This is a genomic window from Bacillota bacterium, assembly GCA_012727955.1.
GTDB lineage: Bacteria > Bacillota > Limnochordia > DTU087 > JAAYGB01 > JAAYGB01.
Genome location: JAAYGB010000008.1, coordinates 19,809 through 36,741 on the forward strand (window position 1 = coordinate 19,809; position 16,933 = coordinate 36,741).

A 16,933-nucleotide genomic window follows, 5' to 3' on the forward strand; every position below is an offset into this window, starting at 1 on the left:
ACTACTCCTCCTCGTCATCTTCAAAGAAAGCCTTCAGCGATGACAAATCATGGAGCACCGTACCCTTGTTCTCCTCCTTGGCCGCCTTCCTATCCTTGTCGGCCTTTTCCTGCTGCTTGCGGGCAGCCTGTTCCTGTTGTGCTTTCAGCAATCTCAACTTGAAGGCTTCAATTCGATCTAAGCCGCTGTAATCGATCTCCTCAAGCCTTTGACTGACCGGAGGCTCCTCGTCTTCAGGCTCTTCGGTGTCTGGCTCTACAGTTTCTATCTCCTCTACGTCATCTATATCTTCAGTTTCCGGCTCCCGAACCTTCTCCCCAACCTCTTCCCAACTATCTTCCACGGCCGGGGATTCTGCCTCAACTGCCTCTTCTTCTGTCGCTTCCCACTGGGCATCGGAACCCGCTGCCACCGGCTCCTCGTCCTCTTCTTCGGGGACTGCCCTTTGGAAAGCCTCTTCCGCAATGATCTGCGCCATCTGCTCTTCGCTCTTAATGTCGATTCTCCATCCAGTCAGTCGAGCAGCCAAGCGGGCGTTTTGCCCCTCCTTACCGATAGAAAGCGATAGCTGATTGTCGGGAACCACCACTCGAGCGCTCTTGCCTTCTTCATCGACAATAACCCGATTTACCCGAGCGGGACTAAGGGCATTGGCAACGTATTCTTCAGGATTGTCGCTATAAGCAATAATATCTACCTTTTCGCCCTTGAGTTCTTTGACCACTGCCTGGACCCGAACGCCCCGGGGGCCAACACAAGCTCCCACGGGGTCAACGTTTTCCGAATGGGACATCACGGAGATCTTCGATCTGACTCCCGCTTCTCGGGCGACTCCCATAATCTCCACGACACCGGAGTAGATCTCCGGCACCTCCAACTCGAACAAGCGAGCCAGAAGCATGGGATGGGTTCGGGAGATAATCACCTGGGGTCCCTTAGTGTGTTCCTTGACATCCACAATGTACAGCTTCAGCCTAGTTCCTGGGGAATAATCATCACCGGGCATTTGATCACCGGGAGGAAGCACAGCCTCGACCTTGCCCAGTTCAACCATCACATTGCGATGCTCTCTGCGGGAGACCACGCCCGTTACGATATCTCCAACCCGATTGGAGTACTCCTCATACACCAAAGCTCTTTCCGCTTCGCGGATCCGCTGAATTACAACCTGCTTTGCAGTCTGTGCCGCGATCCGGCCAAAATCACGGGGGGTAACCTCCACCTCCACGGAGTCATCCAACTCAAGACTGGGATCTATATCCCTGGCATCCTCGAGACTAATCTCTTCAGCCCGGTTTTCCACGGTCTCGACCACTCGCTTATACGCATACACCTTAATGTTGCCAGTCCGCTCATCGATGCTGACACTGACATTCTGGCCATTGGCCCCATAATCTCTCTTATAAGCGGACACGATGGCAAACTCAATGGCCTCCAATAGGATGTCCTTGGATATACCCCTCTCTTTTTCTAACTCCTCGAGAGCACCCACCAACTCTAAGTTCATTTTTTTCAGCTGCCCCTCCCAAAGTGCCTTGGTGTTCTGATCAAAATTCCACGGCCAAACGTGCCGAAGCCACTTGTTCCTTTGGAACTTCAAGGATTCCCGTGTCTGTCTCAAGCTGAATCTTGCCGTCAACTAGCCTCAATAGCTTACCCTGCCATTGCTTGCGCCCCTGATAGGGAGCATAGGTAGCCACAGCAACCAGCTTCCCAGCGAATCGGACAAAATCCCCGTCGGACTTGAGCGGGCGCTCCAGTCCTGGAGAAGACACCTCTAACAGATAAGAACCAGGAATCGGATCCACTACATCCAGTTCCTCACCCAGCTTGCGGCTGACGGCCTCACAATCTTCGATGTCGATTCCTTCGGGTTTGTCGATAAACACCCGCAGTACCCAATCTTGTCCTTCCTTGACATATTCAACATCAACCAACTCTAGCGTTGGAAACTGTGATATCACAGCGCTGGCAATTTCTGTGACCTGTTCCTGTATCTCCCGTTTTCCCATTAGAAGTCTCCTCCCATTTTCCTGAATAGCTGTTAATACCAGTCTCTTGCTAGTGTTGGTCATCCCCAACCGCCTTATGCCCCAGAGGAAAACCGGCTGACAAGACGAAAGAGTGGGAAATACCCACTCTCCGCGGCAAAAACTGCAATTTCTTCAAGAACAGTATAACACTTTGACTGATTATTGGCAAGGATGCCAGCATGGGCTAGCTAGAAGAGAGAGATCTGCGCGCTTTCGGGCAAGCCATCCAGGGCGCCGCTATCCCGCAAAGCCTCAACCACCGGTTTGGTAACTCCGCTGCGAGCCTGCAGATCCTCCACCGAGGTGAACTCACCCTCTGCCGCTGCTTTGGCCAAGGCCGCCGCAGCGTTCACGCCTACTCCTGCCAGCCCACCCAAGGGCAGCAGCAGGCCGTCCCCCTTAATTAGGAAGCGATAGGGATCGGACTGATATAAATCCACAGGGAAAAACTTCACATTCCGCATCTTCGCCTCAACCAAAACCTCACAGACCGTCATCGTGTTCTTCTCCTTGGCCGTGGCATCATTTCCCTTGCTTTGAATCTTGTTGATCATCTGGCGCAGTTCTTCCACAGACCGCAAGGCTAAACTGGCATCAAAGTCAGCCCGGACGGTAAAGTAAGTGGCATAGTAGGCCAAGGGATGATGCACCTTAAAATAGGCAATCCGAAAGGCCATGATTACATAGGCCACCGCGTGGGCCTTGGGAAACAGGTAACTGATCTTTTCACAGGAATCAATATACCAACTTGGAGTATTCACCTGGCGCATCAGTACCTTGTCTTCTTCCTTCAACCCTCTACCCTTTCGCACCTGTTCCATAATCCGGAAGGCATGGCCTGGCTCCATCCCCAGCTGAATTAGGTAATTCATGATATCATCTCGGGTGGCGATGGCTTCCCGGGCTGTGCAAATCCCTGAGGCAATTAACTCCTGAGCGTTATTGGTCCACACATTGGTTCCATGGGAAAAACCACTGATCCGAACCAATTCACCAAAGGTGGTAGGCCGAATCTCCTCCAGCATCCGGCGAACAAACCCCGTACCGAATTCTGGAATGCCCAAGCTGCCTACGGAGGTACCGATGTCCTCTGGGCTCACCTGCAGACTCTCGGTGTTGGAGAATAAAGCCATCGTCTTGGGATCATCCAGGGGAATCTTTCTGACATCAACCCCCGTCAAATCCTGTAACATGCGCAAGGACGTGGGATCATCGTGCCCGAGAATGTCCAATTTTACCAGCTGATCCTGAATAGCATTGTAATCAAAGTGGGTGGTTATCACTCCACTGCTGGGGTCATTGGCCGGATACTGAATCGGTGTGAATTCAAAGATATCACGGTCACTGGGAACCACCATCATCCCTCCGGGATGCTGCCCGGTAGTCCGCCGCACTCCGGTGCATCCCTGAACTAGGCGCTCCACCTCCGCGGACCGAATCCTTTGGCCTTTGCTCTCAAAGTACTTGCGAACAAAGCCGTAGGCGGTCTTGTCAGCCAAGGTCCCGATGGTCCCTGCCCGATATACGTATTCCCGCCCAAACAACTCCTCGCAGTATTTGTGCACCGTCGGTTGATACTCACCGGAGAAGTTCAGGTCAATGTCGGGAACCTTGTCCCCGTGAAAGCCCAAGAATACTTCAAAGGGAATATTAAATCCATCCTTGTTCAGGGGCTGTCCACAGCGGGGACAATCCCTATCCGGCAGATCGGGGCCCGTCGCCCAGGAGCCATCGGTGATGAACTCCGAGAATTTACACTCAGGACATACATAGTGGGGTGGGAGGGGATTCACCTCGGTGATCTGACACATCGTTGCCACCAGCGAAGAACCCACGGAACCCCGAGACCCAACGAGATACCCATCGCTCAAGGATTTCTTCACTAACTTGTGGGCGATGTAATACAGAACCGCAAATCCATGGCCCAAGATCGATGAAAGCTCCTTGTCCAAGCGCTTAGCCACAATCTCCGGCAATTCCTCGCCGTAGATTTGCCGCGCCTGGCTATAGGTCATCTCCTTGACCTTTTCTTCAGCGCCCTCCAGCACCGGGGCATGCAGTCCGTCGGGGACCGGCTGCATTTCCTCAATCTGATCGGAAATCTGGCGGGGAGCATCGACCACTACCCACTTTGCCCTGTCTTCTCCAAGATAAGAAAACTCATCAAGCATCTCTTCGGTAGTACGGAAGTATAATTCCGGCTGGTTGTCCGCGTCGGAGTACCCTTGTCCTGCCATCAAGATGCGGCGATAAACTTCATCCTGGGGTTCCAGAAAGTGAACATCACCGGTGGCAACTACGGGTTTTCCCAGCTTTTGACCCAACTCCACGATGCGCCGATTCAGATTCTTTAGATCCTCTCGGCTCTCCACGGCAGTTCCGATGAGAAACTGGTTGTTGGACAGCGGCTGGATTTCTAGGTAATCATAGAAGGACGCAATCTGGGAAAGTTTGGTCTCATCAGCATTGTCCAGCAAGGCCCGAAACAATTCCCCAGACTCACAAGCCGAACCAATAATCAATCCTTCCCGATGCTTGATAATCTCTTCTCTTGGCAGCTTAGGACGACGATAGAAATACTGTAGATGAGACAGAGAAACCAACCGATAGAGGTTCTTCAGTCCCGTGTAATTCTTCGCCAAGATAACAATATGATAAGATCGCGCCTTAGGGTCATCGCCATCGATGAGATAACCCTCCAGACCGTAGATCACCTTGATCCCATGCTTCTTCCCCGCGGCCCAGGCATCGGGATAGGCCTGCACAACTCCATGATCGGTAATAGCAATGGCTGGATGCCCCCACGAGGCTGCGATCTTAATCGCTTCAGCTACGTTTACCGTGGCATCCATCGCACTCATCTTGGTGTGTAGATGTAACTCGACTCGCTTTTCCGGCGCCCCGTCAACCCGCACCGGCTTGTCAACCTCAACGATATCTCGAGCTAATACCGTCAGCTCTTGACTAAAGCGATCTAGCTGCACACCGCCCCTCACCTTCACCCACATCCCACTGCGAAGGGCATCGGCCAGCTGCGAATCCTCGGAAAAGACCTTAACCTCGATGGAATCCTGCCAATCCGAGACAATGAAGGAGATAATGTACCGGCCGGCTCTCGTCTCCCTGACATCGATTTTGATGACTTCGCCTTGAATAACGATGCTTCTTTCCTCATCATCAATGGTGGCGATGGAGACCGGGGTGTCGGCAATCCCTCGTCCCAGCAAGGCCGAACCTTTCCGAGGCTTGCCTTTACTGGCCTGGCCATTACTGGCGGTGGAAGCAGCCTGCCCATTTCGGAGGTGATCAGCATGGCTGACCACAAGATTCATGTAATCGTCCTCATCGACAGTTAGGTACGGGGATTGAGGCTCTGGGCTAATTGACTGCGATTGCGCCTGCTTCTGATCGGAGGTAGTGTCTTGATCTGAATCAATCACGACATCGACCTGAGGTGCCACTTCCGGGGCAAAACCCTCTCGCCGGCATATCTCTGCGACTCTTTCCCGGAACCAAACTACCAGTTGTCGGTGACCGGAATCTGCTATCGCCCTATCCCCCGATAAGTATACCCGCAGGGTCTGAGTCTTGGTACAGACCTCAACCCGTTCTACCGCCAGCTGAGCTAACTCTGCAGGGATAGCACCGGCGTCCTGGTTCTTCAAGGCCAAACTGCCGACGGTTCTGCACTCTGCAGAAGGCTCAATTGTGTATAGTGCCATTACCATCTAACTCCTGTACAATGCAATTCCTTATCACCGGTAGCTATGGCCTAAGGGAGCGCATGATTTCCCAATACATGCGGAGACGCTGGGCACTGCCCTGAACAAACCCCAGCTTCTCTTCCTTAATGACATGACTGACATCTAACAACCCAACACGTTTTTGCGGCAGGTTGTGCCGCTTCACATAACGTGAAATAGCTACTTCAACGCCGTATCCTGCATCTTCTAGATTCTCACAGTTGTCCATGATTTCCCGGATCATTGCCCTTTGTCCCGACAGAGACGGTGTCACCTTTTGGGCCAAATCCGTTAGCCAACGCCCATCGGTAAATACCCCATAGGTCATGGCAACTTCCTGCTTCAGAACGGGTTCCAATAGTGCAATTACATGCTCTGGCTTCAGGCCAATCAGGTCAGCATCGAAGTACACCAATACCTCTGCATCGGTACTACGTGCTCCCTTGAGCATCGCATAGGCCTTACCGCGATTTTCCGGGAGGTCGATCACTCTTACACCGGGAATCGAGGCTGCAATTTCCGAAGTCCGATCGGTGGATCCGTCATTCACCAAGATGACTTCATCGATCTCAGGAACAGTCACCAGCACTTCGAGAACCTTCGCAACGGTACTCTCTTCGTTATAGGCCGGTACAATAGCCGCAGCCCGCATCTAACCTCTCCCTCCTCACCTATCTCGCAGTATGTACTATTTCGGAAACCTTATCAATCACCGCCGAGAGCTCAACTAGCTCCGCCTTCTCCTCCCAACGCAGCTTGAATTCAACTTTTCCATCCTTAACACTCCGGCCAACTACAATTCTGATGGGAATGCCGATCAGGTCAGCATCCTTGAACTTGACGCCAGGCCGCTCATCGCGATCATCTAAAATCACTTCTATGCCCAGCTCTTGCATTCTTTGATACAATTCTTCCGCGGTGGTTTTCTGCTCAGCGTCCTTCCAGTTGACAGGAACCACAATCACATGATAGGGCGCAATGCTGACGGGCCAGATGATGCCATCATCATCGTGGTGTTTCTCGATCACCGCAGCCAGCGTTCGGCTGACCCCGATTCCGTAACAGCCCATCACCAGCGGCTGTTCCTTTCCAGATTCATCGAGATAGGTGGCATTCATCGCTTGACTGTACTTGGTTCCCAGCTTGAACACCTGGCCAACCTCTATTCCCGGAGCCACCGACAGCGGTGCATTACACTTGGGGCAGGGATCTCCGGCGGTAACCATCCGAATATCGGCAACTTCCACCTGAGGAAAATCTCTCCAGGGCTCAACACCAACATAGTGCTGGTCAAGGCTGTTGGCACCACAGACAGCATCCCGCAGCTCCATCACCTCGCGGTCCACGATTACCGGGATCTCCTCTGGGAGATTGATGGGGCCACCGAATCCTACTGGAGCACCGGTCACCTGTTCCACAACACTGCTATCGGCCAGCTCAACCTCTAACACTTCTAGGTGACGGGCTAGCTTCACCTCGTTAACCTCGTGATCCCCTCGGACAACAGCCATCACCGGCCGATCGCCAGCGATGTAAACCAGGGCCTTGATCAGGTGGGTGACAGGTACCGACAAGAAATCCGCTACCTCGGTGATAGTCCTTTTCTCGGGAGTATCCACCACCCGAGGACTGCCCTCCTCCACCACTACCTTAGGCCCAGGGGTAAAGGCACTGATCGCCTTCTCCACGTTGGCAGCATAGCCACAGTTGTCACAATGGGCGATATCGGCTTCACCGACATCGTCGCAGATTACCATAAACTCGTGGGTATCTGTTCCCCCAATGGCGCCGGAATCCGCCTCCACCGGTCGGGCATCCAAACCACAACGAGCAAAGATCCGCTGATACGCCTCATACATGGTCCGGTAGCTGCAATCTAAGCCGTCATAGTCCCGGTCGAAGGAATAGGCATCCTTCATGACAAATTCCCGCCCCCGCAGCAGGCCGAACCGAGGACGAATCTCATCACGGTACTTATTTTGAATTTGATACATCACCACCGGCAGTTGTCGGTAGGAGTTAATCTCGGAGCGGACCAGGTCCGTGATCACTTCCTCGTGGGTCGGACCCAAGGCAAAGTAACGACCATGGCGATCGACTACCTTCATCATTTCATCACCGTAATCAAACCAGCGTCCCGTCTCATGCCATAGCTCCGCAGGCTGAATCACCGGAAGCATCAACTCCTGGGCGCCAGTCTTGTCCATCTCCTCTCGGATGATGTCCATTATCTTGCGCAATGTCCGGTATCCCAAAGGTAAGTAGGTATAAATGCCGGCGGATATTCTGCGCACCAATCCCGCCCGCAATAGTAGTTGATGACTTACTATCTCCGCTTCTGCAGGAACCTCCCGCAGGGTCGGAGCATACAGCTGGCTCATTCTCATGTTATCACCCCAAAACCGGTCTCTCGAAAGCTTGTCCTTATTGCATTCAAACCTATAATTACTTGCCTGCCCTCTCTGCAGCAATTTGCTCGACCTCTGCCACCAGGGCCTCAACCAATTCTGCCTCGGGAACCTTGCGCACCACTTGCCCCTTCCTAAACAGAAGGGCAACTCCGTCACCGCCGGCAATGCCGACATCGGCCTCCCGGGCTTCACCAGGCCCGTTGACAACACAACCCATCACTGCTACTGTCATCGGCACCGACAAACCGCCAATCCTTTCCTGCACCTCTTCCGCCACCGCGGCCAGATCAATCTGGCACCGGGCGCAAGTGGGACAGGAAATCAGCTCGAGGCCTTGGTGGCGCAGCTGCAGTGCCCTCAGGATTTCCTCCGCCAGGATGACCTCCTGTACGGGATCACCGGTGAGGGAAACTCTAATGGTATCTCCCACCCCTGCGGCCAAGATGGCACCGATGCCCACTGCCGACTTCACAGTGCCTGATCGGACCGTTCCCGCCTCCGTCACCCCGATATGCAAGGGGTAGTTCACTTTGCTGGCCATCAGCTGGTAGGCAGCAATGGTCAGCGGGACACTGGAGGCCTTGAGCGAGATCACAATATCGGCGAAATTGAGATCTTCTAATATCTTCACATGGCGTAGGGCAGCCTCCACCATGCCTTCTGGGGTTCTGCCATATCTCTGCAGAATGTCCCTGGGCAGTGATCCGCCGTTGACGCCGATCCGGATAGGGATATTGCGCTCAGCAGCGGCTTTGACCACCGCTTCCACTCTGTCTCTGCTGCCAATATTGCCGGGGTTAATCCGCAGTTTGTGAACCCCGGCCTCTATCGCACCTAGAGCCAAGCGATAATCAAAATGAATATCGGCCACCACCGGAATCGGAGACTGGGCGACAATCGCCGGCAGGGCTTCCACTGCCGCTGCATGGGGAACAGCCAGCCGAATAATCTCACACCCCGCCTCAGCCAGAGCCTTGATTTGCTGCAGGGTGGCGGCGATGTCCTCGGTCCTGGTATTGGTCATCGACTGAATTGACACCGGCGCGCCGCCACCGATAGGCACATCCTTCACCTTAACCTGTCTTGTCTGTTGCCTCAACCACACCAGCAAAACCCCTCACCAAGTATAGTTCTAAAACAAACGGCGCAGATCCTGGGCCGTTGCAAATAAAACCAAGGCTAACAACAACACCAAGCCAATCATCTGAGCGGTGCCCTTATGCTCAGCGGGTATGGGTTTACCCCGCAGGGCCTCCCAGATAAAGAGCGTAATCCAACCCCCGTCGAGGACGGGAATCGGCAACAGATTGAACAGCCCGAGATTAATGCTGAGGACCGCGGTCAAGAAAAGGACATAGGCGCCTCCCATCTGGGCCGACTGACCGACGACCTGGACAATGCCGATGGGCCCGGAAAGTTCTGCCTCTACTCGTCCGGTAATCATACCAACGAGGGCCATCACCAGATCCCGAGTCATCTGCCAGGTGCGCAGGGTTCCCACCCTGACTGAGTCCCACAGTCCCAACCGAGGCTTCTCCCATACCGAGATACCTAAGCGCACGACATCATCGCCGGGGTCTCGCTGAGGAGTCACCTGTAGTGTCTGCCGTTGGCCCTGCCGTTCGATGAGCAGATCCAAAGGAACACCTTCCTTACTTCTCACCACCTGATTTAGCTCGGTGATGCTGGTGATTTCTGTTCCGTCTACTTGGAGGATGACATCTCCGGGCAGTAATCCCCCCTGATGGGCCGGAGAGTTGGGAACCACTCCTTGGACTGTAGGAGGGATGACGACAAAGGCAAAGTAGCCGCTGAGCAGCAGAATTGCCAAGAGAAAATTCATCGCGGGGCCGGCGGCGATCATTGCCACCCGCTGCCATAGGGGTCGGTTGAGGAAACTTCGGTCATCGGTCTCGCTGACCTCGTCCTCGGGATCATCCGGTTCATCTAGGCCCGCCACCCTGTTAAATCCCCCTAAGGGCAGTATTCGTAGGGAATACACCGTCTCACCCCAACGGCGTTTGAACAAAGCAGGACCAATTCCCAAGGCAAACTCATGTACCTTGACCCCCACAGCCTTTGTGACAAGGAAATGACCCAACTCATGGAAAAATATCAACGGTCCCAGCACTAAGACAAAGGTCAGAATTAGACTCATCTACACCATCCTTTGACAATCTGATGAGCATGACTTCGAGCCCAGGCATCGCAAGCAAGGACTCCCTCCAATTCAGTCAAGGGCTGCACCTCATGGGACTGCATTACTTCCTCGACGACGCTAGCGATTGCCGTAAAGGGGAGCATCCCCTGCAGGAAAGCCTCGACGGCTACCTCGTTGGCGGCATTTAGCACTGCCGGCAGGCTGCCACCCACCTCAATGGCTTGGTAGGCGAGGGCCAAACAGGGAAAACGCTCAAAATCCGGAGGAAGGAATTCTAACCTGCTGGCTGAAAAGAGGTCTAACCCTTCCGTCGGAGCAGGCATCCGCTCTGGATAAGTTAGTGCATATTGTATCGGAATTTTCATGTCAGTGGGTCCCAGTTGGGCAATAACCGATCCATCAACATATTCTACCATAGAATGAACGATACTTTGGGGATGAACAACTACCTGGATCCGATCACTGCCTACTTGGAACAGGTGCACTGCTTCAATTACTTCTAGCCCCTTGTTCATCATGGTAGCTGAATCGATGGTAATTTTCCCCCCCATCTGCCAAGTAGGATGGGCTAACGCCATCTGGGGGGTTACCTGCTCCATCTCCTGCAGGGAAAATCCGCGAAAGGGTCCTCCAGAAGCAGTCAGATAAATGCGCTTGAGATTCTCGGACTTTTCTCCGTTGAGACACTGGAAAATGGCACTGTGCTCACTGTCTACAGGTAAGATCCTTACTCCCTGCTGCTCTGCCATCTTCATCACCAAGGGACCGGCAGCAACCAAGGTCTCCTTGTTTGATAGGGCAATATCCTTCCCTGCCTTAATAGCCCTGACCGTGGGGCTCACTCCCGCTGCCCCAACAATAGCCACGGCCACCAGATCACAATCTACCCTTTCCACCAGCTCTTCAATTCCCCGTTGTCCCGCCAACACCTGAAGGTCCCGCTGCCTTTGAGCCAGCTCCTTAGCCCGCTCTTCGTCAGCCACCGCAACGGTTTTCACCCCGAATTTGACTGCCTGCTCTGCTAACAGCTCAATATTGCTCCCAGCGGCCAACCCCGTTACCTGCCAGTCGGGCAATTGGGATATGACCTCCAGGGTCTGACGTCCAATGGAACCAGTCGAACCCAGCAACACTAGTTTCCGCAAATTTTACCACTCCATTCAGGGGATCTATTCCACCGAATCCTTGCTGATTACTGCTCCAGTCGCGGCTGAATCAAGACCACGAAAAAGGCCTTGAGAACCACCATTGTCAAGGGTCCGAGGATAAACCCGGTAACCCCCAGGAATTGGGTTCCAAGGTAAATAGCAACCAGGGATGTCAAGGGATGGAGCCCGACATTTGAGGCGACAATATGTGGCTCCGACAGCTGCCGCACCAACAAAATAATTGCCAACACCGCCAATACCGCCAGCCCCTGCTCTGCTCGACCGATTCCGGTGTAATAAAGAGCTAAAGGCAAAAAGACTGCTCCGGGACCAATCATCGGCATCACATCAAAGAGTCCCGACAAGAACCCTAGAATCCATGGATAGGGCACCTTCAACACTAACAATCCGGTTATGGCCAGGGTAGATGTTATGGTAACTAAGATTATCTGCGAACGGAGAAATCCCAAGATGCCGGTAGAGATCTCTGACTTGACTCGATTGGCATCGGATTTCCATTGATTGGGAAGGAGACTTAAGAAGAATTGAAAAAAGCCCAACTTGTCTCGACTAATAAAAAACGTAGCCACACTGGCAATCGTCAACGTCAAGAAAAAGCGAGGCACGGCCTTTACTATATCCAAGAACACAAGGGCAGCATCCTCAACGATACTGGCCAGACGGCTAAGGGTGTTCTGTCCGATTTTAGCCAAGGGCTCCGGTAAAGCATCAAGGCTGTGGTAGATGGACCGGACTCGATCCCACCACTTGGTCCAGTAATAACTCAAGTTTTCGCTATAGCTCGGTAATCTTTGGAGTAAGTCGGTCAGCTCAGCGGAAATGTTAATCACCAGCAGAGAGAAAAAGCACACCACTATGACCAGGACGACGAGCAGGACAATAATAACGGCACTACCTCGGGAAATAGGTAAATGCTGGTCCAAGTAATCAACCGCGGGATCGATGAGAGAGGCCAGCAATAACGCAACAACAAAGGGTGTCAGGTAAGGAAGTAAGTACTTAACTAGGAGGGCGGTTACCAGGATTAACCCCAACATCACTAAACCTAGTCGCTGTACCTGTGCCAATCGGTCACCCCCAGGACCCGACCTATCCTTGCATCATAGAAACTATGTAAAACATCACCGGGACCACAAAGACTAAGCTATCGAAGCGATCCAAAACGCCTCCATGGCCAGGAAAGATCCGCCCGGAATCCTTAACCTTGGCTTGCCGCTTCATCGCCGATTCCGTCAGATCCCCCACTTGGCCAACCACGGAGATCACAATCCCTAACCACCAAACATGACCCAATGCCAACCCTAACGCCGACCCCAGAAGGACAGCCAACAGGGCGCTGAACACAATACCACCGACGGCACCCTCAATGCTCTTGTTAGGGCTAATCTTTGGCGCCAGTTTTGTCCGACCCCAAAGGGAGCCAACTACATAGGCTCCAATATCCGACGCCCAGGTACAACCCACGGAAAGCAGCAGCCAACCTAAGCCCTGTTCCAGATTGCGCAGCAAAATTACGTGGGAGGGCAGCACTCCCCAATACATCCAAGCCAATAGCAAAAAAGCCACTGGCTGTACTCCTTGCCCCCGGGGCTGCAGACAGAAGTATACCAAGGCCAGAAGGGTCAAGACCGTCAGGGCTAGTGCCCGAGCCTCCCCTCCAATATATGCAGCGGCGATAATTAGTAGCCCTCCCAGGGCAAACCACAGGGTACCGGGAACCTCGCCGTCAAAGACACCGCCTAACATTCGTCGCAGCTCCAACAACCCCAAGACAACGATGGCAGACACTCCCAGGGCTAAGGGCCAGGAGCCCTGTAGGATTACCCACACACCTAAGGGAATTCCGATAACCACAGTCAGTAAACGCTGCCAGAACATCGACTCATCCTCCCCACAACCTAGCCCTGCTGGCTATCAACCTAATCCACCGAAACGCCGCTCTCGCCTCACGTAACAATCAATAGCCTGCCGCAGGGCTGCCCCGTCAAAATCTGGCCAAAACAGATCGGTAACAACGAGTTCAGAGTAGGCCGATTGCCACAATAGAAAATTGCTCAATCGCATTTCACCACCGGTGCGAATCACCAGGTCTGGATCGGGTATCTCAGCGGTATACAAGAAACTAGCAAACCCTTCCTCGGTCAACTCATCGGGGTTTAGCTCACCAGCTAGAACCTTCTGGCAGACCCTACGGCAGGCCTCGACGATTTCACTCCGCCCGCCATAATTGAGAGCAATCTGCAACCGCAAACCGTCGTTGCCCTCCGTCCGCTTAACGGCCTGGGCCACTGCTTCCTGCAGGGACTCTGGCAAGGGAGTCAGATCCCCGAGGACCCGAATCTTCACGTCATTTCCCACCAATTCGTCAATCTCAGTTCGCAGACCCTCAGATAATAAATAGAATAGAAAGTCTATTTCCGACTGCGGTCGACGCCAGTTCTCTGTGGAAAAGGCATACACCGTCAAATAGGCAATGCCCAAATTGTGAGCCTCCCGCACCGTCTTCTTTAGAGCCTCTACCCCTGCCCTGTGTCCATTGGATCTAACCAATCCCCTAGCCGTCGCCCACCTGCCATTTCCGTCCATAATGATGGCGACATGCTGTGGCAGTTGCTTCTTATCCCACTGTCTGCATGCCGGAGCATCGCCGGTGGAAGCCGTCAACTGCACAGTGTTAGCTTTAGACGAAATACCAGTCAATTTCTTCCACCAAGCCATCCCTCTAGCCTTCCTTCCCTAACTTAATTGCCCCCTCATGTGGCATGCAAGCCTCACCAACATGAGGGGGCAGAAACTCCCCATTCAAATGAACTCACGAGCCCACGTCAACTTGAGGATGTCTCCTGAGCTTTGCTCCACTCTGATCACGCGCTTACCGGCTGCAGTTCCCCTTCGAGTCGTGGGACATGATTCCGTTGTCGTCCACCGATATCCCCGGGCCTGCAAATAGGCCTCAACAACCTCCAGAGGTTGTCCAAGGAACCGGTCGTCTTCTCGACTTTGTTCATTCCTGTGCTGATCTCCAGGAGTCAAACCCTAAACCTCCATGATTTCAGCTTCTTTGCTGGCTAAGAGCTCGTCAATCTGCGCGATATACTTGTCCGTTAACTCCTGAACTTCCTTTTCCCAACGGCGTTCATCGTCTTCCGACAACTCAGAGTCCTTAGCCAGTTTCTTTAGCTGCTCGTTGGCATCTCGTCGGACGTTACGAACGGCAATGCGCTTTTCTTCAGCGTTCTTACGGACCACCCGCACCAAGTCCTTGCGGCGCTCTTCTGTCAATGTCGGAATCGCAATTCGAATCACATTGCCGTCGTTGTTGGGAGTTAAACCGAGGTCTGAGGCCAAAATCGCCTTCTCAATCGCCTTGATGGAACTCTTGTCATAGGGCTGAATCACAAGCAGCCGTGGCTCCGGCGTCGAAATGTTAGCCAGCTGATTCAACGGGGTGTCAGTCCCGTAATATTCTACAGTCACCCGGTCCAGGAGTGCAGGGCTGGCGCGCCCAGTTCGAATCGATGCGAAGTCTCTCCTCGTGGCAGAAATCACCGCCTGCATCTTTCCTTCTGCTTCTTTGTAAACACTTTCGGCTGGCAACTTATCTCCCTCCCACATAGCTCCCTATTTTCTGACCCATGACGGCCTTAACAATATTCTGTGGCTTACCAAAATCGAAAACGATAATAGGGATGCGATTGTCCATACATAGGGATGTAGCCGTAGAATCCATAACCCCCAGACCCTGGGAAATTACATCGAGGTAATCTAGGTGGTCATACTTCACCGCATTGGGATTGACATTGGGATCCATGTCGTAAATCCCATCGACGCCCCGCTTGGCCATCAAAATCACATCAGCCTCGATTTCAGCAGCCCGCAGAGCAGCAGTCGTATCGGTGGAGAAATATGGATTCCCCGTTCCGGAGGCAAAAATCACGACCCGACCCTTTTCCAAGTGTCGCATGGCTCGACGGCGAATATAGGGTTCAGCGATCTGACGCATCTCAATCGCGGTCATCACTCGAGTCTCCAGACCCATGGATTCCAAGGCATCTTGAAAGGCCAGAGAATTGATCACGGTAGCTAACATTCCCATGTAGTCCGCTGTGGTCCGATCCATGCCCTTAGCGCTACCGGTGGCTCCTCGCCAGATGTTCCCACCGCCGACGACAATAGCCACTTCAACTCCTAGTTCCACTACAGCCATAATCTCTTTACAAATCGAGTTGACTACCGGCAGATCAATTCCAAATCCCTGTTCGCCAGCCAGAGCCTCACCACTTAGCTTCAGTACGATTCGGCGATATCTCGGCTTTTCCATCCCCATCTCCCCTATTAGTTTCTTCGTCGGAATTCCACTTCCTGCTAATTGTCCCCTCAGAGACTTTCGCAAAAAAAGAGAACACCGAAGTGTTCTCTACTTATTCAGTTCGGCCATCACTTCAGCAGCAAAATCATCGCTTCTCTTCTCGAGACCGGCACCCTTTTCGTAGCGGACAAACTGGGTTACCTGCAAGTTGACGCCAACTTCCTTCGATACTTTCTCAACATATTGGCCAACGGTCAGATCAGAATCCTTGACAAACTCTTGCTCCACCAAACAGGCTTCGGAGAAGAACTTGCCCAATCGCCCCTCAACGATGCGATCGATGATTTGCTCCGGCTTGCCTTCATTGAGGGCAGCGTTTCTGTAGATCTCCCGCTCTCTAGCGAGAACATCTTCAGTAACATCCTCGCGGCTGACAAACTCCGGACGCATCGCAGCTACCTGCATTCCCAGATCCCGAGCCAATGCTACCACCGGCTCAACATCGGTTAACGCCTGCTCGGCACGAACCTCCACCAATACTCCCACGCGGCCACCTAGGTGGATGTAGGACCCGACTACGCCGTTGTCACCCTCTGGAATCTCAAAACGAGAGAAACGACGAATCGACATGTTCTCTCCAATTGCAGCAATTTTCTCCTTCAGTACATGACCCACGGTCTTCTCGGGATCATCGATGTAGGGCTGCTCCAGGAGCGCTGCGGACGCATCAGCACCTTCAGGCAGCTCATCGGTGGTGACACAAAGGGGATTCTTCTCTACCACTTGACGAGCCACAGACTTAACGAAGTCCTGGAACTCTTGGGTCTTGGCAACGAAGTCAGTTTCACAGTTGACCTCAACCAAGGAGCCGGCCCGATGCTCAGCATCCACATATGTATCGACTAAGCCCTCAGCTGCAATCCTATGAGCCTTCTTGGCAGCAGCGGCCAAACCCTTCTCCCGCAACAGAGCAACAGCAGCCTCCATATCTCCGTTAGTCTCTGCCAATGCCCTCTTGCAGTCCATAATTCCGGCGCCGGTCTGCTCCCGCAAATCTTTAACCATCTTAGCCGTAACAGCCATCGGCATTACCTCCCTGCTCAAATA

At 53.2% G+C, this 16,933-nt stretch carries 13 protein-coding genes and 1 pseudogene; all 14 read right to left on the reverse strand.

The annotated features are described in order from the left end of the window. Position 1: 1 nt before the first annotated feature. The gene (nusA, locus tag GX030_02100) at positions 2-1,507 is read right to left on the reverse strand and encodes a transcription termination/antitermination protein NusA (protein ID NLV91172.1); all 1,506 of its coding nucleotides are present in this window, start codon (positions 1,505-1,507) and stop codon (positions 2-4) included. Positions 1,508-1,547: 40 nt separating this feature from the next. Further along, the gene (rimP, locus tag GX030_02105; protein NLV91173.1) at positions 1,548-2,012 is read right to left on the reverse strand and encodes a ribosome maturation factor RimP; all 465 of its coding nucleotides are present in this window, start codon (positions 2,010-2,012) and stop codon (positions 1,548-1,550) included. A gap of 209 nt (positions 2,013-2,221) precedes the next feature. Next, positions 2,222-5,761 carry a PolC-type DNA polymerase III gene (locus tag GX030_02110; protein NLV91174.1) on the reverse strand — a complete coding sequence of 1,180 codons (3,540 nt, stop codon included), beginning with the start codon at positions 5,759-5,761 and terminating at the stop codon, positions 2,222-2,224. Positions 5,762-5,798: 37 nt separating this feature from the next. After that, positions 5,799-6,428: a glycosyltransferase family 2 protein gene (locus GX030_02115; GenBank protein ID NLV91175.1), complete on the reverse strand. Its 630-nt coding sequence runs from the start codon at positions 6,426-6,428 to the stop codon at positions 5,799-5,801. A 19-nt stretch (positions 6,429-6,447) separates the two neighbouring features. After that, positions 6,448-8,163 (reverse strand): proline--tRNA ligase, encoded by a 1,716-nt coding sequence (locus GX030_02120; GenBank protein NLV91176.1) that lies wholly within the window; start codon positions 8,161-8,163, stop codon positions 6,448-6,450. A 58-nt stretch (positions 8,164-8,221) separates the two neighbouring features. Next, positions 8,222-9,286, reverse strand: a complete 1,065-nt coding sequence (gene ispG, locus GX030_02125) for a flavodoxin-dependent (E)-4-hydroxy-3-methylbut-2-enyl-diphosphate synthase (GenBank protein NLV91177.1) — start codon at positions 9,284-9,286, stop codon at positions 8,222-8,224. Between the two features lie 33 nt (positions 9,287-9,319). Further along, positions 9,320-10,345, reverse strand: coding sequence for an RIP metalloprotease RseP (rseP, locus tag GX030_02130; protein NLV91178.1), 1,026 nt, complete (start codon positions 10,343-10,345; stop codon positions 9,320-9,322). Beyond that, positions 10,342-11,493 carry a 1-deoxy-D-xylulose-5-phosphate reductoisomerase gene (locus GX030_02135; GenBank protein ID NLV91179.1) on the reverse strand — a complete coding sequence of 384 codons (1,152 nt, stop codon included), beginning with the start codon at positions 11,491-11,493 and terminating at the stop codon, positions 10,342-10,344. Before GX030_02135 ends, rseP begins: the two co-directional genes overlap by 4 nt. A gap of 47 nt (positions 11,494-11,540) precedes the next feature. Next, the gene (ytvI, locus tag GX030_02140; protein ID NLV91180.1) at positions 11,541-12,584 is read right to left on the reverse strand and encodes a sporulation integral membrane protein YtvI; all 1,044 of its coding nucleotides are present in this window, start codon (positions 12,582-12,584) and stop codon (positions 11,541-11,543) included. Positions 12,585-12,606: 22 nt separating this feature from the next. Beyond that, positions 12,607-13,395 carry a phosphatidate cytidylyltransferase gene (locus GX030_02145; GenBank protein ID NLV91181.1) on the reverse strand — a complete coding sequence of 263 codons (789 nt, stop codon included), beginning with the start codon at positions 13,393-13,395 and terminating at the stop codon, positions 12,607-12,609. Positions 13,396-13,431: 36 nt separating this feature from the next. Next, positions 13,432-14,235 (reverse strand): isoprenyl transferase, encoded by an 804-nt coding sequence (locus GX030_02150; GenBank protein NLV91182.1) that lies wholly within the window; start codon positions 14,233-14,235, stop codon positions 13,432-13,434. 84 nt (positions 14,236-14,319) lie between these two features. Then, on the reverse strand, positions 14,320-14,550 hold the full coding sequence (locus GX030_02155) for a hypothetical protein (GenBank protein NLV91183.1): 231 nt from the start codon (positions 14,548-14,550) through the stop codon (positions 14,320-14,322). A 3-nt stretch (positions 14,551-14,553) separates the two neighbouring features. Beyond that, complete coding sequence (gene frr, locus GX030_02160) at positions 14,554-15,132, reverse strand: ribosome recycling factor (protein NLV91184.1); 579 nt, start codon at positions 15,130-15,132, stop codon at positions 14,554-14,556. Next, a pseudogene (locus tag GX030_02165) lies at positions 15,116-16,909 on the reverse strand (UMP kinase). Before GX030_02165 ends, frr begins: the two are co-directional and overlap by 17 nt. Positions 16,910-16,933 lie beyond the last annotated feature (24 nt).

Excerpts from the sequence above, each read along its gene's own strand:
- nusA (NLV91172.1), bottom strand. The coding sequence starts at position 1,507 with ATGAACTTAGAGTTGGTGGGTGCTCTCGAGGAGTTAGAAAAAGAGAGG.
- rimP (NLV91173.1), bottom strand. The coding sequence starts at position 2,012 with ATGGGAAAACGGGAGATACAGGAACAGGTCACAGAAATTGCCAGCGCT.
- GX030_02110 (NLV91174.1), bottom strand. The coding sequence starts at position 5,761 with ATGGTAATGGCACTATACACAATTGAGCCTTCTGCAGAGTGCAGAACC.
- GX030_02115 (NLV91175.1), bottom strand. The coding sequence starts at position 6,428 with ATGCGGGCTGCGGCTATTGTACCGGCCTATAACGAAGAGAGTACCGTT.
- GX030_02120 (NLV91176.1), bottom strand. The coding sequence starts at position 8,163 with ATGAGAATGAGCCAGCTGTATGCTCCGACCCTGCGGGAGGTTCCTGCA.
- rseP (NLV91178.1), bottom strand. The coding sequence starts at position 10,345 with ATGAGTCTAATTCTGACCTTTGTCTTAGTGCTGGGACCGTTGATATTT.
- GX030_02145 (NLV91181.1), bottom strand. The coding sequence starts at position 13,395 with ATGTTCTGGCAGCGTTTACTGACTGTGGTTATCGGAATTCCCTTAGGT.
- GX030_02150 (NLV91182.1), bottom strand. The coding sequence starts at position 14,235 with ATGGCTTGGTGGAAGAAATTGACTGGTATTTCGTCTAAAGCTAACACT.
- frr (NLV91184.1), bottom strand. The coding sequence starts at position 15,132 with ATGTGGGAGGGAGATAAGTTGCCAGCCGAAAGTGTTTACAAAGAAGCA.